Consider the following 20,335-nt stretch of genomic DNA (forward strand, 5'->3'; position numbering starts at 1 on the left):
TCCTTCTCTCTGGAAACACTGGCGTAATATCCGGGCGAATAGGGCGAATAGAATTCGCGGCTACACAGACAAAACCCACCTCCGTGGGTTGAATAAAAGTTTTTAAAAACTTTACTACTAATATCCAATTTTTTGGATAATTAAACAACATAATCCTATTCTGTTTTTAAAATTTAACATGAAAGAGAGTGCATCTAACCCAACTGCTGACATCGCTAGAGAGTACCTGGAGCGAGAAAACAAGGAAAAACAGGTACTTTCTTTACTGCTGGAAAACTTTTTAGGGAGAAAAGATCAGATTCTCGTTCAAAAAACCGAGATGGGTGGTACTGAGGCTTATGTTAGCTCTGTTACACTGGAATGGTTTGCAGGTCGTGTTCACTTTGCCTCTGGCTTACCTCTGTTTCAAAAAAAGTATAATCCAGAGACTGATAATGTCGAGATAGACGCAGATAGTATTGATGAAATTCAGCAGCGTCCCCTTGATTGGTCACGTCAAGCGCCGCTAGTGCAGTATTTAGCCGCTCGACAAAATCATAAATTTCCACCAGTGCTGGTGGTGATTAATCAACCGTGGGTGGATAATCCCAAAGCTGCTGAGTGGGATAGTGAAGGACGCGCCACAAAATCTACTACTGATTTTATACCCCTAGATAAAGACGGTAAGGTAGGTCTGTTAAATATTTCTGAAGATGATGTGACTATTTATGCGTTAGATGGTCAACACCGATTAATGGGTGTACAGGGGTTGATGGAGTTAATCAAAACTCGTAAACTCCAGCGCTATAAAAAAGATAAAGGTGCTGATGACAGTTTTATTACAGTAAATGATTTGATAGAAAAATACCAAGTAGACCTTGCTTACTTGCAAAATTTACCCAAGGAAAAAATTGGTATTGAGTTCATCTGTGCGGTAGCGGCTGGGGAAACTCGCACCCAGGCGAGGCGGAGGGTGAGATCGATTTTTGTTCATGTGAACCTGATGGCTGCACCCTTAACTAAAGGGCAACTAACACAGTTGAATGAAGATGATGGTTTTGCGATCGTTGCTAGAAAAATTGCAGTTACACATCCACTATTAGAACAACGACAAGAGCGCAATCCCCGCGTTAATTGGAATAGTGCAACAGTGGCTTCCAATTCTACAGTTTTAACGACTTTGCAAGCTCTGCAAGATATGTCTGAGCGATATTTGGGTCAAAAGTTCCCCCACTGGAAACCCTTGGAGAAAGGTCTAATTCCCATGCGTCCAGAGGATGAAGAACTTGAGCAGGGAATTGAGGAATTCAGGAAGCTATTTGATTATTTAGCTAGTCTTTCCAGTTATAAAATTTTAGAACACGAGGATACACCAGCTTTGCGGAGGTTCAGCTTTGAGAAGGATGGAGGTGAAGGAAATATGCTTTTCCGTCCGGTTGCTCAAGTTGCATTGGCGCAAGCGTTGGGAATTTTGGTCTTTAAAAAAGGTTTCTCACTGGCAGATATTTTTAAGAAACTGCGGAAGTTTGACCAGCAAGGTGGTTTTAGTGGTATGGAATATCCCCAATCTCTGTGGTATGGGGTTTTGTATGACCCAAATAAAAAGCGGGTGCAGGTTGCTGGACGAGATTTGGCGGCGAAGTTATTGGTTTATATCCTGGGTGGAATTCAGGAACAGATGGAACGTGCTGAACTTCGTAAGGTTTTAGCTGATGCTAGGACTGTGGAAGATAAAACTATAAATTTTGATGGCGAGTTTGTTGAACCCAAGCAAGTAGGACTTCCATCTGTCCTGTAAGGATTGTATATAAGATGACGTTTCTGTAGTTGCATTTAGCCAAAGTACGAGTGTATAATTTTGTGAGTGTCCAGTTGGGCATAAAACATAAGCAAGGCGTTCTGTAGAGCGCAGGAAAAATAAATGGCTACAAAAATAACAGCTCCTTTCTTCGCTACTGCTGCTTGTAAAGCATACAAAGAGGATAAAGAGTCCAGTCGAGTAATTTGGAATCTAACAGTCCCTCTATGCCAAGTGCCTCAAGGTTTGCCTCTAGATCCCAATGCCAGACTAGCCAACGAAAATCGGCGGACTGTAAAGAGTATGTTGACTACTCTGGCACAAAAGCCAGAAGAGTTTATTTTCTATAACAATGGAATTTTAATTGTTGCAGACTCAATACAGGTTAAAGGTCATGGTACCGGTGGAGGATTTGACGTTGAGCTTTTACTTGTTAGTCCTGAGGAAGGACAGGAAGACAATTTCATAGGTAATGGTATCGTAAATGGTGGGCACACTTACACTGCTATCACAAAAGCCCGCAGTCATTACGATAAATTAAAATCAAAAGGATCTAAACCAAAACTTAACCAACAAACTGGTAAGGCTGACTACTCAGAGTTGGAAGATGCTAGTGTGCAAATTTTTGTGCTGGTCAACATCAGCCAAGAAGAAATATCAAATATCAGCAGGTATCGTAATACTAGTGAGAGTGTTGAGGAGTTTAGTCTTAAAAACCTAGCTAAAGATTGGGACATCATCGAAGAATACCTTCCTGCTGGATGTAAATCTTATGTTGCTTTCAGAGAGGGTGAAAATAAGCAATTTGATGTGACTGATTTGGTTCGTCGCCTTGCTTGCATTAATAATAAGTTGTACCCCTGGCGAGGTTCAGACGGTTCACCTAAAAATCCTAGTGCAACTTGCTCTGCATACGGAACTCTCATTAAGAATTGGAAAAAGGAAGACTTTAGGGAGATTGTGCCTTTACTTAAAGATATACTCTATATTGAGGAGTGCCTTCGTGATGAGTATGATCGGCAAAAAGGGCTGAGTAAGCTAAACGGCGTTGAAAAGAAGACTTATCAGTTCATCACAGGTAAGCAATTTAATCACACCCTTCCCATTACTTTCGTATTTCCTATTCTTGCAGCCTTCCGTGTATTTATCAAAGATGGAAAGTGGGAGAGTCCTATTGAAAAGTTATGGGATGAAATGGGAAACACCCTCCTGAATAACTTGCTAACCGCCTACAGAAATGAGGGTAGGGGAAATCCAGCCGCCTTTGGGCGTTCTGCTTCAACATGGTCTAACCTTCTTTTAGTTCCCATGTTGAAGTTAACTGAATAGTTAAACTTACCTGAGCGTTAATAACTATACCCATATTGGCAGTTAAACTCTTATATGGGTATAGCTTGATATTTATTTCATCTTAATTGAAATACGTTTTGGCGATGCCATTGAAGTGCTTCCAGTTCTGGAAAATGTTGCTCTGTGTTTGGTAAAACTATTGTTTCACCATGAAAATCTTTCATAGGTTTAGCATGGGGAGATGCTTCTTCCAAATCATTAGTAACTATAATTTTGTATTGCTCATCTACAGCAAACCAACCCCTATCAAATGCCCAATGATGGTTTTTACACAGTGCTATTCCATTATGGATTCTACTGTCATAGAATTGTGAGAATGGCTTGATGTGTGCGCCATCAACGATATTTTGACTTACAGATTTAGTTACTTTTAGCCCACAAAAAGCGCATTTGTAATCATAAATATTTACAATTGCTTTTCTGAAAAAAGCATTTCTAATTACTGCTTTTCTTAACCTCCATGTAGGATTAGCATCTAAATTACTATAATCAATAGTTTTGTCTATTTTTAAGGGGATATCTTGAAAATTTTGGTTAATGTTTAAAAAATTTTCTATCGTATTATCTTCAGGTGGAAGCCAAGCTGAAACAAGTGCATCAATTAATATTTGCCTAGAAATTTGATCTTTAATGAAATTAAATAGTTCCTCATCAAAATATGCATAGTCAACATCTTCCTTAAGTTTGGGAATTGTTTGCGGACGACCACCATCATATCTAGAACTATACTTGAGATGCCAAAATTTCCCCTGATCATTTTTTAGATGAAAAAAAGGAAGGGCAAAATCACTTCCCTTAAAAGTACTAGATGCAAGTACTTCCCAATACTTCTTGAAGGTATCAATCAATTCATCTGATATGGTGATACGATTATCTGTTATTAAATGTTGTGTAAATAGGTCAATTATAGATAAAAGTAATATGGGTTTATTAAGAGCATCACCCTTTTTCTGAGTTTTATATACCTTAATATGAGAAAAACATTCACAATAATAAACTAAACTACGCTGATTTGCTGGCTGTTGTGCTTTACTCATTATGATGATTTATGAAAGAAATTTGCTTAAATCAAAATCCTCTTCTTCGGAGTTATCTTGAAACCTTTCATGACTGAGAATCAATAAAATTCTTTCAGAATAATCTACTGCACCCCGGATTTCTGATTGTAATATTTCAAGTCCACCATTGGCATATTCTTCAAAAATATAATTACGTTTTTCGTTATTGTTTCCTTCTTGGAGAGATAAAACTTTTATATCTTGAGTTTCAGCAATTGCTATTAAATTTATTACCGTATTATATCCCCTGACTATAAACTGTTCTTGGGGTATTGGCGACGGTTCTCTTTTAGAAATCTCTCCCAAAGCCACCCGCTTTTTATGCTTTGCACCCAAAGCTGCTGCAAACACAATTACATCAGCAAAAGTCTGAAAAGGGCCTGTTCCACCATCTGAAGATGTTAAATCTTTCACCAACTCAGCCTTATCTTTAGCAACCCTGATTCTGCCAGTTTCAGCCATGATACTAATATTTACATTGTTGCTATTTTAACCGAAAGCCAAAAGCGATGCCTACAGCGGGCTTTGCCTACGCACATTTGAGATATTATTTTATACTAGTGTATAAGCGATCGCTAAATAAACAAATTATCCACTAACATAGTCCATCTTGGTACTGCGGGTTCAGCTTCCGCCACCTCACCACGGCGATACACTTGTGGTTCTTCAGGATCACCAGCACGATATACTCTAATAACTTCCTCTTTGAGTACATCCACATCCTAAACTACCAAAGTACCCGCCACAAAATAATCACAACGTTTGCTAGCCATATCTTTCTCTGCTGTCTCACCATAATCATTTTCACTTCTCACCTCAGCAGCAAACACAGGCGCACCATTGAGGAATCTCCCACCTGTAGGTTTACCAGTATAAAATGCGGCATCAGGACTTAAAGAACGACGATTAGGGAGATTGACAAGAAAACCGACATTATCAGGCAAAGCATAACCACTTTTTGTCAGACGTTCATAATCCCGTAGACTTGCGTAAATTTCACCGCCTGCACGTCCTGGTAAAAACCCAATTGGAGACATCAGCATCAATTTTCCATTGACAATCTCTGCTTTACAATTGTCAGGTAAGTGGTACAAATCTTCAATAGTTGCTTCAGTTTTAATACTCATCAAACATCTTCTAATTAGTTAACGATAACCTGAATTTCAGCATCTTATCTCCTCTCTTCCCTCCGCGTCCTCTGCGCTTTGGCGGTTCGTTTCTCCAAAACTTATATTGCAAACAGAACATCCTCATAAACCAAAGAAATAGGAAAGTGAAAATCAACACTAGTTAAATTAACTTCATCCCCTTCTTCATAAGGATGTAACTCCCAAATTCCTTTATCATTTAACCGAAAACAATCTAAACTGACTTTTTCAGCGTCAATGAGGACATATTCTTGCAGAGTCTCGATACGGCGATACTGTGTAAATTTACGACCTCTGTCGTAAGCTTCTGTACTAAGAGAGAGAACTTCGACAATTAGACAAGGATACTGAATAAATTTAATAGCTTGTCTGTCCCTTTCATCACAACTCACCACAACATCCGGGTAGTGAAACGGCCCGTTCTCAGATACACCTACTTTTGCATCTGCCATAAAAGCGCGACACGAACCCCCTCGTAAGTGGCTTTTTAACGCCGAAGCCAAATTGAGAGCAATACTAGTATGGGGAATAGTACCCCCAGTCATGGCGAAGACTTCACCATTGATATATTCGTATTTAATATCTTGGTGTTCTTCCCATTCCAAGTATTCCTGGGGAGTCATATACTTTCCGTCTGGACTCGCAATCATATACTTTATCCTTTAAACATTACGTTCAATCGCAATAATTTCAGTATATTCATACTCGTTCGGACTTTGTTTCACCAAAGGATATCTTTCTCCACCCAACTTAATATAATCTTGTTCGCAATCTGGCTTAGAAGAATAATACGTCAGCACATATTCTCTACCAATTCTGTCTGTCATTTCTGCTTCTACTTCACCCCGCCACTGAGTCTTAGTAACTAAAACTATCAACTGATTCGCTAATTGGGGAATTGTTTTCGCAATATGTCGCCGCGAACTTTCATCTAAACTACCGAAAGGTGAATCCATGACAATTGGGAAAGTGCTACTATCGGGAATCATCATCATTTTTCGCTTCTCACTCCATTCGCGTACTTTGTCAATGATGCTGGCAATAAAAGATAAACTGAGAATCTGATTTTCTCCAGTGGATGCTGCAACTGGTGCTTCTATCCCTGTAGTATTTTCTACTAATGTCAATTCATATTTATCGCTAATTCTAGGAATGTATGGAGTTACAGAAATCTCTGTGAATATCTCTTGGACTCGCTTTTCTAGTTGCAGACGAAATTGTTGTTCTTGACGATTTCTAACTTCTGTTAACCGTTCGATTGCATCTTGAGTGGCATTAATCCGTCGCTGTGCTAAAGTTTGCTTGTCTTCATTCAGCTTTTGTTTAGCAATTTGTTTGTTTAAACCTTCAATTTCAGTTGTAAGTTGAGCAATTTGCTGCTGATTTGCACCCTGTTCTCGATTCAATTCATCAATTTTACTTTCAATTTCATCTAACCGTTTTTGTAAATTGCTAATTTCTTCATTAGCATCTTTTCGCAACCGTTCTTGAATATTGTCTAAATCGCCTTCAATTTGGGATATACTTTGCCTTAATTGATTAATCCTAGTTTGTTCTCTATCAACTTCTTCCCAAAATCCTATCGCTTGCTTATCAATTTCATCTACTTGTGCGCTCATCCGAATTGCAGTTTCTTCCACCGCTGAGGAACCTGCTCTATTTAACCAAGTAGTCACATGAGTATGAGAATGATTACCCTCGTGTAATTCTGCGCCACAAATACAGCGTTGAGAATTGAGTAAATCATTCACAAATTCCCGCGAAATTCCTGATGTTAACTCGCCTCGCTGCTTCAAATCATTGATAATTCCTCGGAACTGTGCTGTAGTCTCCGACAGTAAAACGGTATAACCCCGCGCGGAAATAACTTTTTTCAGCGCTTCTTTGGTTTTTTTATATTCTTCTTGGTTCGCCGCTTTCTGCGATTCTAAATTCTGCCATCTTTCTTGCAATTCCTTAGCAGCACTAAGTTCTCTCAAACGGTTACTTGTCTCTTTTTTAAAGGTTTGTTGATATTCTAACTCTTCTTTAATTTCCGTTTGCCGTTTGGTAATGCGTTCACGCTCTCGCTCTATCTTTTCTTGCTGTCGTAACAGTTGTTTAGTTTCGGAATCACCAATAGCTTTTAACTCATTTTCTAGAGTTTTTTTAGCATCTCCCAAATGTCTGATGGAACGGTTAATTACCTCCACACCCAAGAAAATTTTTGTAGCTTCGGCAATTTCAGCTTTTTTATCAGAACGGACTATTTGTTCAATTCGTTCGCCGTCAAAGAAAAAATATTGATGTAAACTAGCCGGTAAAATTTGATTGATTATATCGTCTGGTTGCTGATTTGGTATATTCCATTTACCATCGTCCCCACTAACCCACATGGTTAACTGAGTTTTGCCAGCATCAAAGTCACTTTCGTTTTTGTAACCCCGACAGGCGCGTTTAACTCGATAGCGTTTACCTTCATGTTCCCAGCCAATTTCTACCCAACATTCTACAGCTTGACCTTTTTGATTTTCTGCGATCGTACGCTTATTTACTAACTGCTCTATCGATGCAAACGCTGCACTAAATTTATCATACAGTACCCACGTAAAGGCATTTAGCAAGCTAGTTTTACCAGAGCCATTATTGCCATGAATAATTGTCGTGTTGTGAACATCTCCACCAGCCAGGATCATCTCTGGTGTCGTACCATAAAAGGAGCGAAAGTTGCATAGCTTGATTGAAGTCAGCTTCATCGCACCTCTTCCTTAATAATGTCCAAAATATTATCATTTATATGGCTGTTAATCTTCTTATCTAGCCTGCCTTTTTCTAGCTTCCATACCCGCTCAATAATTTGCCGTACTTCCGGTGGAGCGCTGGTTATTGGCTCCTGTACATCATCGATATTCGCCTCTTGTGACATATTGGATTTTGAAATATACTTTTATCTATATTTTAACTTTCCCTAGTGCTGCCTTCGCCTCTGTAAAGCCACTGTTTGTGTTATCTTTAAAATCCTAATTTTCTTTGAAAAAATACTTTATTGTTTAATTGTTTTCTGTTATAATTAATGTTAATAACTTATATTATAATGGGATGTAAGTGAAAATTTAAAAATTACTTACATCCCATTATAATCAAACTCATAACTTTATTATTTCATACTTAATGCTTCTTTTTTCAAAACTCTAAAAATTTTACAAAAAAAGACAACTATTCTCTGGTTGATCATCAAATATCTAATAACCCATATCGCTTTTGTAAATCAAGTAACTTCATTCTTGCTTCACCAGCATTATCAGCCAAATCAGCAAACTCTACAAACCGACGTAATTCCTTTTTCAACAGATTGCGCTCAACTTCTATAGTTTCTCTATCTAAATCTGGTGGTAAAACAATCATGTCAAATATTGTCGCGCGTTCCTTAGCAGGATGAGGACGCAAAACTCGCCCCCGTCGCTGAATAAACTGGCGAGGATTACCAGAACTTGATAAAATCACCGCAGTTTGAATTGCTGGAATATCAACACCTTCATCTAAACAACGAATTGCGACTAAACCCTGCAACTCTCCACTTTCAAATTGATGGCGCAATGTTTCCCTTTCTTGTAAAGTTGTTTGAGCCGTATAAGTGGTTACCTTGTACCCTAAATCCACTCCCAAAATTTTAGCAACAGCTTTAACTTGGCGTAGAGATGAACGTTGTCCCGCATCTTGTGAACCATCACTGCAATAAAAAAGAGTGTGAGTAGTTTCGCGGCGAGTTGCCATTAATTCATGCAAGGCGGTTAATTTATTTTCCGCTGCACCAATTAATCTTGCTCTTTGCATCAACAACGGCTTTAAATCTTCATTATCTTCAAATCCTGATTCGCCATTTTCTCGATCCCGATACAGTAGCGATCGCCCAATTCTTTTAGTTAACTTTAAATAGGCAATGCTTTCTGCTTCAGTTAACTCTACCAACACCGGATAATACAAATAATGCACTAAAGCACCTTGAGCGATCGCATCCCTCAAAGTAAACTCTGGCTGGAGAACTGGGCCAAAATAATCAAATATAGATTGCGTACCAAAATCATCAAAATACCTCTCCGGTGTGGCAGATAAAGCCAGTCTCAACCCAACACTGCGCGGTAAACTTTCTTCTAACTTGGGTGCGCCTAAATTATGCGCCTCATCCCCAATAATTAAAGTTTTAGCGGGAAAATATTTGAGTTGAGACTGAAATCCATCTCCAATTAATGTGGAGTTCGTAGTAATCACCGTCACAAACCGTTGAGAACCAGAACGCAGATTATAAATTTGCGTGGAAAGTTGACTTTGCCAAGTGCGTAAGTTCTCAAAGGCTAAAATGGGCTGCAAATTAAATTTTTCACATTCTCGCGCCCATTGGGTGACGAGATGGCGGTAGGGACATACCACCAACAAAACTTGTAAATTAATCTGCTGATATAATTCACAAGCGATCGCTAGTGCAGTAATCGTTTTACCACTACCAGTAGCCATTTTCAGCGTCCCTCTGCCATTGTTGGTAAACCAGCTAGCGATCGCTTGTCGCTGATATTGCCGCAATTGCAGAGATGGATGCATTTTTGGGCATCCTGGTAATGGTTGCGAAGTGTGATAACTGCCCTTACTTTCCCTTGCAAGTGGTAATTTTAATCGAAATGCGCCACGGGGAGTATCCCCGTGGTCACTTTCCGTGAAAGTGGGCAGTTGCTGCACTGGATTTTGCGTCAGGTACATATGTTAAGCACAAACGTGGTGATGAACCTAAGTAATAAGTTAGGAGTTAGATCACTTTCTTATTACTCAGTTGTAACCGCGCCAAACACCAATGAGAGAACCTTGCACCTGCACTTGTATAGCGCTGACTTCAATGGGATTGTACTTAGGATTTGCTGGTTTGAGGGTAACGTGATCGCCTTGGCGATAAAAACGTTTTAAAGTGGTACCGAATCCATCAACTCTGGCGGCGACGATGGTGCCATTTTTCAAATGATTTGGTTCTGCTACTGGACGCAAAAATACCACATCGCCATCAGCAATTAAATCTTCAATCATGCTATCGCCAGCTACCCGCAAAGCGTAGGTTTGGGGAGGTAATGAGAAATTAGAAAAGTCTAAATGATCTACAGCATCAGTAAATGGTTCTATTAAACCACCAGCAGCGATCGTCCCCAAAATTGGTACACCTTGCTTTACAGGACGCAAAATCCGAATCGTTCGCGCTTGGCCTTCAGTCCATTCTATATATCCTTTAGTACGTAAATGTTCCAAGCGACTTTGAATTGGTGCTGGTGACTTCAAGTTCATCCCTTGCATCATTTGCCGAATTGAAGGCGAATGCTGGTGCGATCGGATGTATTCTGCCAACCATTCATAAAGTTCTTGTTGAGCTTCCGTTAGACGTTCCATAAATTTGCGGGAAGTAATTATAAATCTCTCTAGAACATTAGTACTACAAAAAACTCCCTATAACAAGAGAAAAGTAAAAATATGAAAGGCAAAAGAAACAATATTCTCTTTTCTTTTACCTATTTATTTTGGATTTTTTACCAAGATAGTAGTCAGGAGCCAATCGCACACTAGCTATTCTGACTCCTAACTCCTGTACAGACGCGATTAATGAGCCAGCGCGTTGCGGGGGTTCCCCCCGTTGTAGCGACTGGCGTCGCGTCTTTTTTCATTCTGCCCCTAAGATACTCGCAAGTAAAGCTTTTTGGGCGTGGAGGCGATTTTCTGCCTGTTCCCAAACTCGTGATTGGGAACCTTCAATAACAGATCCGGTAATTTCTTCACCACGATGGGCTGGTAAGCAGTGTAAAACAATTGCTTCTGGATCAGCAAGGCTTAATAGCTGCTCCGAAATTTGGTAAGGCTGGAAAATTGGCAGACGATCACCTGCTTCTGCTTCTTGGCCCATACTCGCCCAAACATCAGTATAAAGTACAGCAGCTCCCTTAGCGGCTAATTCTGGATCATGAGTGAGGAGGACTTCAGTTTTGTGATTAGCGATCGCTCTTGCTTGTTCTACAATCCTAGAATCTGGCTCATATCCGTTAGGAGTAGCAATTTTAACATTCATCCCCACCAAAGCACAGCCCAACATCAGAGAATTAGCCACATTATTTCCATCACCCACGTAGGTTAAAGTTAACCCGGCAAGGGTGCCGAAGCCTTCTTGAATCGTCAATAAATCCGCTAATACTTGACAAGGATGTTCTGCATCGGTAAGCGCATTAATTACCGGAATCTTTGCATAGTGAGCAAAAGTTTCCAATTCCTGCTGTGCAAAAGTGCGAATTGCCAAAATATCCAAATATCGATCTAACACCCGCGCCGTATCCTGCAAAGGTTCCCCACGACTAACTTGAGTGACATTGGGGTTAAGATCGATTACCTGTCCACCCAGTTGGTACATCGCCACAGTAAAACTTACCCGCGTGCGAGTTGAGGCTTTGGAGAACAACAACCCCAAAACTTTATTACACTGCAACTTCAGCTGTTGTGATTTAAGTTGAGTTGCCAATTGCAGAAGTTCTTGAAGTTCTGTAGGACTGATGTCCGCCAGACTTAATAAATCTCGTCCGATCAAAGCTGCCATGCTTCCGATGTGTAAAGAACAATTATATATTTCTGTTGCTTTACCAGCCGGCTCAAAAAAATACAGTTTTAAAACTGTACCAGATATTTTTGCGTCCAGCCCAGAATTTGAGTTAGCTTTTGCCATGAATATTAATTTACCAACTTTATTAGTGATCAAAATCACTGATTTTTTTCTGTTTGATCACAATTGCTACGCAGCTTAAACCATCTTGGGGGCACAAAAGCAGCGATATTGCCAAAATCTCTGGTCTTTTAGCCTAATTTAGGAAGATGGAGATATTTTTTAGGAATTACAGCTAGACAAATAAGTTGATTATGGTACAATAATAAATTGTGGTTGCTATTTGAGAGCAATGCTTACGGTGGGCTACGCCTACTCAAAACCCGCCAGCATAGCACAGTGGTAGTGCATCCGACTTGTAATCGGAAGGTCGCGAGTTCAAATCCCGCTGCTGGCCTTTATTGATTTTGGCAGGTTTTAATATAAAATGACAGTGCCTCAACCAACAGCTTTTACAGACTCAAGTCTTTATGACCAAGATTTTTATCTATGGATAGAGATAACTGCTAAAAAGTTAAAAGAAGGGAGATTAGCTGAAGTCGATTTAGCAAATCTCATTGAAGAAATTGAGAGCATGGGAAGAAGCGAAAAGCAAGCACTAGATAGTAATTTGATTGTAGTCTTAATGCACTTGCTCAAGTATAAGTTTCAGTCTAATAAACGCTTTAATAGCTGGAAAGCAAGAATTAGAGAACATCGCCGCAGACTAACAAGAGCTTTTAAAGACAGCCCTAGTTTAAAGCCGTATTTTCAGGAAGTTTTCTTGGAGTGTTATCTAGATGCCAGAAAACAAGCCAGTGATGAAACTGGTTTGTCCCTTGATACTTTTCCTGTGGAGTCTCCGTTTAGTGCAGATGAATGCTTAAATGAGGAGTTTTTACCCGATTAATTCAAGTTGCTATTTTCTATTAAGTAGGCAGGCATAATTAAATGTAATATGTCATTGCGTTCAGGTAGCGTCTGGTAGAAAGGAACGAAGCAATCTCAGTCATTGCGATTGCTTCGTTCCTCGCAATGACAGTCCATATTATATTTATTTACACCCATCCACTTAATGTCTAAATCCTAAAATTTATATTTTAGTCTCTAACTGAACTCTATTGTTTCATATTCAGGACTTCTACAAATCTGTAATTCTTAATTACGAATTACGAATTACGAATTAGTATAAGTCCTGTCGTTCATGAATTCGCAAGTTGCCGGTAGCGTTCCCGAACTTCTTGAATCGAAAACAAAGTTTCAAACTTCAATCCAGCTAACTGGTACAATTCACTTCCTCCTTGCTCACGGTCTACCAGTGAAATTACTTGATTGACGGTATAACCTGCTTCCTTAAGACGCTCAACCGCTTTCAGAGCAGATTGCCCAGTTGTAACGACATCTTCCAAAACTACTACTTTTGCACCTTCTGGTAAACTGGGGCCTTCTATATAAGCTCTCGTCCCATAACCCTTGGCTTGCTTGCGAATAATCAGCGCTGGTATCGGTCGGTTTTCATAAACAGAAACTAGACTCACTGCTGTCACAATTGGGTCAGCCCCCAATGTTAAACCACCCACAGCCTGTGTATCTACAGGTAACAAAGGAAACAACAACCGTCCAACTGCCAAAGCGCCTTGAGGATGGAGTGTTACCTGTGTCTTGTTGACGTAATAAGAACTACGCAGCCCAGAAGAGAGGAGAAAATCACCCTCTTGATAAGCAAGTTGGCAAAATAAATCTAGTAGCTTGTGGCGCAAGGTGGTCAAATCAGCAGTGGTTGCCCAAATATCTGAGTGGGTAAGAGTTTCAGTAGGATACGTCATTACAAAACATTAAAAGTTGTGCTACACCAAAGGTTGAACTCATCAGAGTTCTGAACTTAAGCATAAATTAAGATTCGCCTAAAACAAAAATTGAGGAGTCAGAAACGTGCGTATAAAATTAAAAACCTTTGGTGGTTTCTTGGTGCTGCTTGCTGCTTGTATTGCTTTTCCCTCTGTTGCATCTGCCCAAACGGCAACACCCAATTATGAAACTACCAATGATGTATTTGAAAGAGCTTTTTTTCGTCACGATCGCAATTTCTACGAAAATGGCAGCCTCAAGCGTCAGCTAGACTCATTTCTAGGATCTGGTTCCAGTTTCGGTGGTTCCTTCCCAGAAAATGAAATTGCCCACGATGCTGAGTTGGTTAACACTTTATATCATGATGTCCTGACTCAGCAAGTTGGCAACGATCCTTATATTCGTACTCTTGATTTACCAAATCCTTATGACACGTCGCTGATGATGTCTCCTCGTTTCAATAGCAACAAACTCAAAGTGGGAACTGAATTCCGGTTTGAAACTTTACCACCTCGGTAACAGTGCTGAGTGCTGAGAGGAGAGTTAAAAATTAAAAGTAAGGTTAGCCTAAAGTTTTAAGGATGGCAAAAAGTGAGGAGTTAATTAAGACTCATAACTCATAACTCATGACTCAGCACTCATTAAATCCTGACTGGAGAAGTTAAACCAGGATATCAATGTTCAAGATAATGTAGTATTATTGATCTCCCAATCATCATTGAGTATCTGGTAATACAACATATTACTGCTTTTTATTGATTCAGTGCGCCCTGCTGGAATCGAACCAGCCTGAAGGCGAATTATGAGTTCGCTGCCTCCCCAATCGGCCAAAGGCGCGTGTTTCCTTGGGTTTCGGCTTCCTGTGAGTCAATTACTTCAACTCTTAGGTCAACCTGATTTGCTAATTTTAGAGTGAGGAAAATTCCTCATACATTGAGTTTAGCCAATTGCGTAATTATAGCACAGATTTACCACCTGTGAATACTCAACAATAGTTTACCAGATTTTTATACTACATAATTAGATCATGAAATAGTGCAAACTAATATTGATTAAGTTCCTTTAAGGATTGAGGTCAAAAGCTTCACTATCCTTAAATAGACCAGCATTCTTTTGTGATAGCTTGTCAGCGATGAAGATAAATTCTACTGTACTTCTTACTTTGATTTTGTTAATCCTGATGATGGGAGCAGGTTCTGTGAGCGCGTTTTTGGGGTTTGAACTGGGGAGTTCAGCACTTAAAGGCGTTACCACACCAGATGGGCGTCCCACAACCAAATTTGCCAGCAATAAGACAAATAGCTCCCAACAGGGAGGGCTAGTGCTATTAAAAGAGGAAGAGATCCTGAAAATTGTCAAGGCGCGAATTGACGGTAAGACCAAGGCTGCTAAATCGGAAAAGCTAGAGGAAGATGATGAAGAAACCAATAGCAGCAAGCAGAAGCCAGAGGAAAAACCCCCACAAGTGGTTGAAGAAAAACCCCAGCCAGGTTTTCCAGTTACTGCCCAAAGTGAAGGTGTAACTATGGCTGTACAATCTGTCCGCTACTCTGGTGGTGATTTGCTACTGAAAGTGAAAATGCAGAATAAAGGTAAGGATTCTGTGCGCTTCCTGTATAGTTTTTTAGATGTTACCGATGATAAAGGACGAACCCTGAGTGCTAGTACAGAGGGTTTACCAACAGAATTGCCTGCAAATGGACCAACATTTTCCGGTACAGTGAGCATTCCTACAGCTTTACTTGATGATGTCAAGAAGATATCACTCGCTCTGACTGATTATCCCGCTCAAAAATTGAAGCTAGAAGCATCGAATATTCCTGTAGAAAGGTAGGAGAGACAATTTTAAATTTTAGATTTTAGATTTTAGATTTTAGATTTTAGATTGGGCACATGGTACTAGACAATTTGCCTAATCCCTAATCCCCAAAACCTAATTCAAAATCCAAAATCCAAAATCCAAAATCCCAGAATGGAGGGCGTGAGTTTTACACGAGCTTTGGCAGTGAGTGGTTTTCCTAATTTAATTTGGACAGACGTGGCGCTGCGGTTGTTGTCAGTGCTACTACTGATTGCCATAAATGCCTTTTTTGTGACGGCGGAATTTTCGATGGTGAGTGTGCGGCGATCGCGTATTCACCAGCTAGTTAAGGCTGGGGATATTCCAGCGATCGCTGTCGAGATGCTACAACGTAGTATTGACCGACTGCTATCTACCACCCAGTTAGGTATTACCCTTTCTAGTTTGGCACTGGGATGGATTGGAGAAAGTACGATTGTCGTGCTAGTGAATGCATGGTTAAAATCCTGGCCTTTACCCAGTGTGATGACTACCTTTCTGGCTCATTCCCTATCAATTCCCATCGCCTTTTTCTTAATTGCCTATTTGCAAATTGTGATCGGAGAACTATGTCCCAAATCCTTAGCCATGCTGTACTCAGAACAGCTAGCTAGGTTTTTGGGGCCTTCGGTAAAAGCGATCGTGCGTTTTTTTGGCCCCTTCATCTGGATTCTCAACCAATCAACTCGTTGCTTATTGCGTATTTTTGGTATCCAATACACAGGTCAAGGCTGGAGACCGCCTGTGACTCCCGAAGAATTGCAACTGATTATCTCTACAGAATGGGGGTCTACTGGTTTACAGCTTGCAGAGCGAGAACTGCTCAATAATGTCTTTGAGTTTGGGAATGTCATGGCCCAAGATGTGATGATCCCCCGCACCAGTATTGTCACCCTGCCAAAAGATGCTACCTTCCAGACATTACTCGAGGAAATGGCTTCCACTAGTTACTCTCGCTATCCCGTAATTGGTGAATCTTTGGACGATGTTCGTGGCATTGTTTATTTTAAAGATTTGGCACAACCTTTGGCTGTAGGAAAGCTAACTTTAGACACACAGATCCAACCTTGGATGCGTCCCGTCCGGTTTGTTCCGGAACACACATCCTTGAGTGAACTTTTGCCACTGATGCAGCAAGAGAAACCAGCTATGGTCATGGTAGTCAATGAATTTGGCTCTACTGTGGGATTAGTGACAATCAAAGATGTCATTGCCGAAATCATTGGCGACGCAGGCGTTCCTGAAAGCAGCGACGACTTACTGATTCAGATGTTAGATGAGCAGAAATTTTTGGTGCAGGCACAAATTAACCTCGAAGACCTCAACGAGGTTTTGCATCTCAATTTGCCCTTGACAAGAGAATACCAAACACTAGGGGGCTTTTTGCTGTATCAGTTACAAAAAATTCCTGCCAAAGGCGAAACCTTCTGTTATGAAAATCTCGAATTCACCGTGGTGTCAATTGTTGGTCCACGCCTCCATCAAATTCAACTGCAACGCTTAGAAGAGTTAGGAGTTGAGAGTTAAGAGTTAGGAATTAAAACTCCTCACTCCTCACTCCCCACTCAAGAAGCATACGCCACTGGATCAACGAGTCCCAATTCGGAAAATGCTGCTAGCCGCAAGCGACAAGAATCACACACGCCGCAGGCGACATTTCCACCTACATAGCAAGACCAAGTTAGCTCCCAAGGAACTCCCCATTGGTTACCCAGTTGGATGATTTCGGTTTTTTTCAAGTTGATTAGGGGTGCAACAATATTAATTGGTTGTCCCTCACGCCCTTGTTTGGTTCCCAGGCGAAAAACTTCCTGCATTGCCTGGATATAGTCGGGGCGACAGTCAGGATATCCTGAGTAATCTAAGGCGTTGACGCCAATATAGACACGTTCTGCTGCGATCGCTTCAGCGTAACCAAGAGCAAAGCTTAAGAATATGGTATTACGAGCCGGAACATAGGTGACAGGAATATTTTGAGACATTTCATCCAGGGAACGTTCCTGGGGTAAATCAATGGCGTCGTCCGTAAGTGCTGAACCGCCCCATTGTCGTAAGTCAAAATTAACCACCTGATGTTTCACGATCCCAGCTTTTTGAGCAACAAAAAAGGCTGACTGTAACTCTCGTCGGTGTCGCTGCTGGTAATCAAAGGAAATGGCATGACATTCACAGCCATCAGCCTTAGCTTTGTACAAAATTGTGGAAGAGTCTAATCCCCCAGATAACAAAATTACAGCTTTCATCTCGGTTGCAAATTTTGGATTTAAAATCGCTAAATTACACCTTAACAAGATGCCAGGAAGCAATGTCGAGGAGAATTTAGACTTCGGTCTGATTGAATTTTTTCAAGTTAATAAAAAGACATATATTTTTTGTCGAAAGTGCAAAATACAAAGCAAACCCGAACTATCTATACAAAAGATATCTGGATTACGGGAACCGATCACAAACTTTGAAATTCTTCATAAACATAGGCTCTATGTTACCATCTGGATGGTTTTAGACGGATCGTAACTGGCTTTCGAGTATAAACGCCAACGGCCGTAGCGTCTCTAAATTTGGTGGTTGAGGAGATAATAATAGTGCAAGATAGCATGTCAGTGGCAGAACCGAATCCATACACACAGCGCAACCAGCCACGACCGATCCGCATAGGCGTGATTGGAGTGGGTAACATGGGACAACACCATGCTCGCGTGCTGAGTTCAATGAAAGATGTTGAACTAGTCGGAGTGGCAGATATTAACGTTGAGCGAGGGTTAGAAACTGCCAGCAACTACAAGGTGCGTTTTTTTGAAGATTACTGTGACCTGCTACCCCTTGTGGAAGCAGTTTGTGTAGCTGTTCCCACCCGTCTGCACTATGCCGTGGGGATCAACTGTCTGTTAGCGGGAATTCATGTTTTGATTGAAAAACCGATCGCAGCCAGTATTTCTGAGGCAGAGTCTTTAGTAAATGCCGCAGCTGAGTCTGGGTGTATCCTGCAAGTAGGTCATATTGAGCGTTTTAACCCAGCTTTTAAAGAACTGAGCCAAGTGCTGAAAACTGAGGCATTGCTGGCGCTAGAAGCCCACAGGATGAGTCCTTACTCAGATCGGGCAAACGATGTTTCGGTTGTGCTGGATTTAATGATCCATGACATCGACCTACTTTTGGAATTAGCTGCTTCCCCAGTAACGAAATTGACTGCTAGCGGTACTCGTGCCCTGGACTCTGGTTATTTAGATTACGTAACTGCCACCTTGGGGTTTGCCAATGGTATTGTTGCTACTCTGACTGCTAGTAAAGTCACCCACCGAAAAATTCGCCGGATTGTCGCCCATTGCAAAAATTCATTTACTGAGGCAGATTTTCTCAAGAATGAAATTTTGATTCACCGACAAACTAGTACCAATTGTCTCACCGACCACCGACAAGTACTTTACAGGCAAGATGGTGTGATTGAAAAAGTCTACACCAGCAATATTCAACCCTTGAGTGCAGAATTAGAACATTTTGTTAACTGTGTACACGGTGGCAATCAACCCTCAGTAGGTGGTGAACAAGCTCTCAAAGCCCTGAGACTGGCAAGTTTGATTGAGCAGATGGCGCTGGAAGATCGAGTTTGGAATCCATTAGATTGGCAATCGGAACCAAGAGTACAATCGTTGACCCCGACAGCTTAGAACAAGAAAAGGGGCAGAGGGGGATGAGGAGGACAAGATAAAATTTTCTCCCTTGTCTTTTTTTCTGCCTCATCTCCACTACAGCCCCAACCTGAGAAGAAAACCCTAAAGTATGTTTTTAAACTTGATATCAAATCTTTAGATCCTTCCTAGTCCTTTTAAAAAACCGACAAAGGGGGATCTAAAAAATTAGAAAACAAAACCTAGTGGTTCGTTTCATTAATTTTGTGAGGTTCGTAGTGAGCGATTTCTGGCTCAATTTCAAGGACTAGAGCAGTGCAGCAATTTCAGGAATTGACTCAATGCTTGAATGGATAACTAATACTATCAACTATTTTGGCTATTGGGGAATTGCCCTACTAATGTTTCTAGAGAACCTTTTTCCCCCATTCCTTCAGAATTGATCATGCCACTGGCTGGATTTACAGCAAGTCCATATCAACCAGAAGGGGCAAAGCTGAATATCATTGGTGTATTTTTTGCCGGACTTTTAGGTTCTGTATTAGGCGCACTTATTTGGTATTATCCGGGTAAGCTTTTTGGCGAAACCCGTTTGAAAGCTTAGGCTGATAAGTATGGTAAATGGCTGGCTATATCCAGTAAAGATATCACCAAAGCCAAAGAGTGGTTTGACCGATAAGGTAAAAAAGCAGTATTAATCGGTCGCCTTGTACCGGGAATCCGCACCTTGATTTCTGTTCCCGCAGGTATCAGCAATATGCCCTTGCTACCATTTCTGTTTTATACAACCTTAGGTAGCGCTGCTTGGGTGGGTTTGCTAACATACTCAGGATACGCGTTGGGTAGTCAGTATGAACTTGTAGATAAGTACCTTGCTCCTGTATCCAAAATCGTACTTGGGGGTTTTGTTTTGGCATTTGTTTTCTGGATATTCAAGCGCCAGCTAAGACGTACTAGAAGATGAAACACGGACGCTTTTAGTTTGAAAGCAGTGAAAGCAGGGGTTACATCTGGCCAAAATTCGCCTACACTATGCCAAATAATACTAGATGTG

At 40.7% G+C, this 20,335-nt stretch carries 19 protein-coding genes, 2 tRNA genes and 1 pseudogene; 9 read left to right on the forward strand and 13 right to left on the reverse strand.

The genetic code is table 11. The features are described from left to right. Positions 1 to 178: 178 nt before the first annotated feature. Both Q0541_RS29245 and Q0541_RS29250 read left to right on the forward strand, forming a co-directional pair. Positions 179 to 1,777, forward strand: coding sequence for a DGQHR domain-containing protein (locus Q0541_RS29245; RefSeq protein WP_298919529.1), 1,599 nt, complete (start codon positions 179 to 181; stop codon positions 1,775 to 1,777). Between the two features lie 123 nt (positions 1,778 to 1,900). Beyond that, complete coding sequence (locus tag Q0541_RS29250) at positions 1,901 to 3,106, forward strand: AIPR family protein (protein WP_298919533.1); 1,206 nt, start codon at positions 1,901 to 1,903, stop codon at positions 3,104 to 3,106. Positions 3,107 to 3,183: 77 nt separating this feature from the next. Here the strand turns inward: Q0541_RS29250 and Q0541_RS29255 are convergent, their stop codons facing one another. The 10 genes from Q0541_RS29255 to argF form a co-directional block, all read right to left on the reverse strand. Further along, positions 3,184 to 4,164: an HNH endonuclease gene (locus tag Q0541_RS29255; RefSeq protein WP_298919535.1), complete on the reverse strand. Its 981-nt coding sequence runs from the start codon at positions 4,162 to 4,164 to the stop codon at positions 3,184 to 3,186. Positions 4,165 to 4,173: 9 nt separating this feature from the next. Continuing rightward, positions 4,174 to 4,647, reverse strand: a complete 474-nt coding sequence (locus Q0541_RS29260; protein WP_298919537.1) for a DNA phosphorothioation-associated protein 4 — start codon at positions 4,645 to 4,647, stop codon at positions 4,174 to 4,176. Between the two features lie 113 nt (positions 4,648 to 4,760). Then, complete coding sequence (locus Q0541_RS29265; protein WP_298919539.1) at positions 4,761 to 4,904, reverse strand: hypothetical protein; 144 nt, start codon at positions 4,902 to 4,904, stop codon at positions 4,761 to 4,763. Between the two features lie 3 nt (positions 4,905 to 4,907). Further along, positions 4,908 to 5,312 (reverse strand): Uma2 family endonuclease, encoded by a 405-nt coding sequence (locus Q0541_RS29270; RefSeq protein WP_298919541.1) that lies wholly within the window; start codon positions 5,310 to 5,312, stop codon positions 4,908 to 4,910. Positions 5,313 to 5,413: 101 nt separating this feature from the next. Continuing rightward, the gene (locus Q0541_RS29275) at positions 5,414 to 5,983 is read right to left on the reverse strand and encodes a Uma2 family endonuclease (RefSeq protein ID WP_298919544.1); all 570 of its coding nucleotides are present in this window, start codon (positions 5,981 to 5,983) and stop codon (positions 5,414 to 5,416) included. Positions 5,984 to 5,995: 12 nt separating this feature from the next. Beyond that, on the reverse strand, positions 5,996 to 8,068 hold the full coding sequence (locus Q0541_RS29280) for an AAA family ATPase (protein ID WP_298919547.1): 2,073 nt from the start codon (positions 8,066 to 8,068) through the stop codon (positions 5,996 to 5,998). Next, entirely contained in the window at positions 8,065 to 8,238 is a 174-nt protein-coding gene (locus tag Q0541_RS29285; RefSeq protein ID WP_180277607.1) for a hypothetical protein, read from the reverse strand. The genes Q0541_RS29280 and Q0541_RS29285 overlap by 4 nt, the downstream gene beginning before the upstream one ends. Before the next feature lie 308 nt (positions 8,239 to 8,546). Then, entirely contained in the window at positions 8,547 to 10,064 is a 1,518-nt protein-coding gene (locus Q0541_RS29290) for a DNA phosphorothioation system restriction enzyme (RefSeq protein WP_298919554.1), read from the reverse strand. A gap of 66 nt (positions 10,065 to 10,130) precedes the next feature. Next, on the reverse strand, positions 10,131 to 10,736 hold the full coding sequence (gene lexA / locus Q0541_RS29295; protein WP_298919556.1) for a transcriptional repressor LexA: 606 nt from the start codon (positions 10,734 to 10,736) through the stop codon (positions 10,131 to 10,133). Positions 10,737 to 11,004: 268 nt separating this feature from the next. Further along, positions 11,005 to 11,925 carry an ornithine carbamoyltransferase gene (argF, locus tag Q0541_RS29300; RefSeq protein ID WP_298919581.1) on the reverse strand — a complete coding sequence of 307 codons (921 nt, stop codon included), beginning with the start codon at positions 11,923 to 11,925 and terminating at the stop codon, positions 11,005 to 11,007. 388 nt (positions 11,926 to 12,313) lie between these two features. Between argF and Q0541_RS29305 the strand changes: the two genes are divergently transcribed. Continuing rightward, positions 12,314 to 12,385, forward strand: a tRNA-Thr gene (locus Q0541_RS29305). A gap of 30 nt (positions 12,386 to 12,415) precedes the next feature. Next, positions 12,416 to 12,877, forward strand: coding sequence for a DUF29 domain-containing protein (locus Q0541_RS29310; protein WP_298919558.1), 462 nt, complete (start codon positions 12,416 to 12,418; stop codon positions 12,875 to 12,877). Positions 12,878 to 13,169: 292 nt separating this feature from the next. On the opposite strand, the gene pyrE is transcribed toward Q0541_RS29310, so the two are convergent. Next, the gene (gene pyrE / locus Q0541_RS29315; protein WP_298919559.1) at positions 13,170 to 13,793 is read right to left on the reverse strand and encodes an orotate phosphoribosyltransferase; all 624 of its coding nucleotides are present in this window, start codon (positions 13,791 to 13,793) and stop codon (positions 13,170 to 13,172) included. Positions 13,794 to 13,899: 106 nt separating this feature from the next. On the opposite strand from pyrE, the gene Q0541_RS29320 reads away from it, so the two are divergent. Next, positions 13,900 to 14,334, forward strand: coding sequence for a hypothetical protein (locus tag Q0541_RS29320; RefSeq protein WP_298919561.1), 435 nt, complete (start codon positions 13,900 to 13,902; stop codon positions 14,332 to 14,334). 245 nt (positions 14,335 to 14,579) lie between these two features. Here Q0541_RS29320 and Q0541_RS29325 read toward each other — a convergent pair. Next, a tRNA-Ile gene (locus Q0541_RS29325) sits at positions 14,580 to 14,652 on the reverse strand. Positions 14,653 to 14,947: 295 nt separating this feature from the next. Here Q0541_RS29325 and Q0541_RS29330 point away from each other — a divergent pair. Together Q0541_RS29330 and Q0541_RS29335 are read left to right on the forward strand one after the other, a co-directional pair. After that, entirely contained in the window at positions 14,948 to 15,649 is a 702-nt protein-coding gene (locus Q0541_RS29330; protein WP_298919563.1) for a hypothetical protein, read from the forward strand. 138 nt (positions 15,650 to 15,787) lie between these two features. Then, the gene (locus tag Q0541_RS29335) at positions 15,788 to 17,182 is read left to right on the forward strand and encodes a hemolysin family protein (RefSeq protein WP_298919565.1); all 1,395 of its coding nucleotides are present in this window, start codon (positions 15,788 to 15,790) and stop codon (positions 17,180 to 17,182) included. A gap of 38 nt (positions 17,183 to 17,220) precedes the next feature. On the opposite strand, the gene queC is transcribed toward Q0541_RS29335, so the two are convergent. Further along, the gene (queC, locus tag Q0541_RS29340) at positions 17,221 to 17,898 is read right to left on the reverse strand and encodes a 7-cyano-7-deazaguanine synthase QueC (protein WP_298919567.1); all 678 of its coding nucleotides are present in this window, start codon (positions 17,896 to 17,898) and stop codon (positions 17,221 to 17,223) included. Positions 17,899 to 18,237: 339 nt separating this feature from the next. On the opposite strand from queC, the gene Q0541_RS29345 reads away from it, so the two are divergent. Together Q0541_RS29345 and Q0541_RS29350 are read left to right on the forward strand one after the other, a co-directional pair. Further along, positions 18,238 to 19,320, forward strand: coding sequence for a Gfo/Idh/MocA family oxidoreductase (locus tag Q0541_RS29345; protein ID WP_298919569.1), 1,083 nt, complete (start codon positions 18,238 to 18,240; stop codon positions 19,318 to 19,320). Between the two features lie 302 nt (positions 19,321 to 19,622). Continuing rightward, positions 19,623 to 20,245: pseudogene (locus tag Q0541_RS29350) on the forward strand (DedA family protein). Positions 20,246 to 20,335: the final 90 nt, after the last annotated feature.

This window comes from uncultured Nostoc sp. (assembly GCF_937863485.1).
In the GTDB taxonomy this organism is placed as follows: Bacteria; Cyanobacteriota; Cyanobacteriia; order Cyanobacteriales; family Nostocaceae; genus Nostoc.

Excerpts from the sequence above, each read along its gene's own strand:
- Q0541_RS29245 (WP_298919529.1), top strand. The coding sequence starts at position 179 with ATGAAAGAGAGTGCATCTAACCCAACTGCTGACATCGCTAGAGAGTAC.
- Q0541_RS29250 (WP_298919533.1), top strand. The coding sequence starts at position 1,901 with ATGGCTACAAAAATAACAGCTCCTTTCTTCGCTACTGCTGCTTGTAAA.
- Q0541_RS29255 (WP_298919535.1), bottom strand. The coding sequence starts at position 4,164 with ATGAGTAAAGCACAACAGCCAGCAAATCAGCGTAGTTTAGTTTATTAT.
- Q0541_RS29260 (WP_298919537.1), bottom strand. The coding sequence starts at position 4,647 with ATGGCTGAAACTGGCAGAATCAGGGTTGCTAAAGATAAGGCTGAGTTG.
- Q0541_RS29270 (WP_298919541.1), bottom strand. The coding sequence starts at position 5,312 with ATGAGTATTAAAACTGAAGCAACTATTGAAGATTTGTACCACTTACCT.
- Q0541_RS29275 (WP_298919544.1), bottom strand. The coding sequence starts at position 5,983 with ATGATTGCGAGTCCAGACGGAAAGTATATGACTCCCCAGGAATACTTG.
- Q0541_RS29280 (WP_298919547.1), bottom strand. The coding sequence starts at position 8,068 with ATGAAGCTGACTTCAATCAAGCTATGCAACTTTCGCTCCTTTTATGGT.
- Q0541_RS29285 (WP_180277607.1), bottom strand. The coding sequence starts at position 8,238 with ATGTCACAAGAGGCGAATATCGATGATGTACAGGAGCCAATAACCAGC.
- Q0541_RS29290 (WP_298919554.1), bottom strand. The coding sequence starts at position 10,064 with ATGTACCTGACGCAAAATCCAGTGCAGCAACTGCCCACTTTCACGGAA.
- lexA (WP_298919556.1), bottom strand. The coding sequence starts at position 10,736 with ATGGAACGTCTAACGGAAGCTCAACAAGAACTTTATGAATGGTTGGCA.
- argF (WP_298919581.1), bottom strand. The coding sequence starts at position 11,925 with ATGGCAGCTTTGATCGGACGAGATTTATTAAGTCTGGCGGACATCAGT.
- Q0541_RS29310 (WP_298919558.1), top strand. The coding sequence starts at position 12,416 with ATGACAGTGCCTCAACCAACAGCTTTTACAGACTCAAGTCTTTATGAC.
- pyrE (WP_298919559.1), bottom strand. The coding sequence starts at position 13,793 with ATGACGTATCCTACTGAAACTCTTACCCACTCAGATATTTGGGCAACC.
- Q0541_RS29330 (WP_298919563.1), top strand. The coding sequence starts at position 14,948 with ATGAAGATAAATTCTACTGTACTTCTTACTTTGATTTTGTTAATCCTG.
- Q0541_RS29335 (WP_298919565.1), top strand. The coding sequence starts at position 15,788 with ATGGAGGGCGTGAGTTTTACACGAGCTTTGGCAGTGAGTGGTTTTCCT.
- queC (WP_298919567.1), bottom strand. The coding sequence starts at position 17,898 with ATGAAAGCTGTAATTTTGTTATCTGGGGGATTAGACTCTTCCACAATT.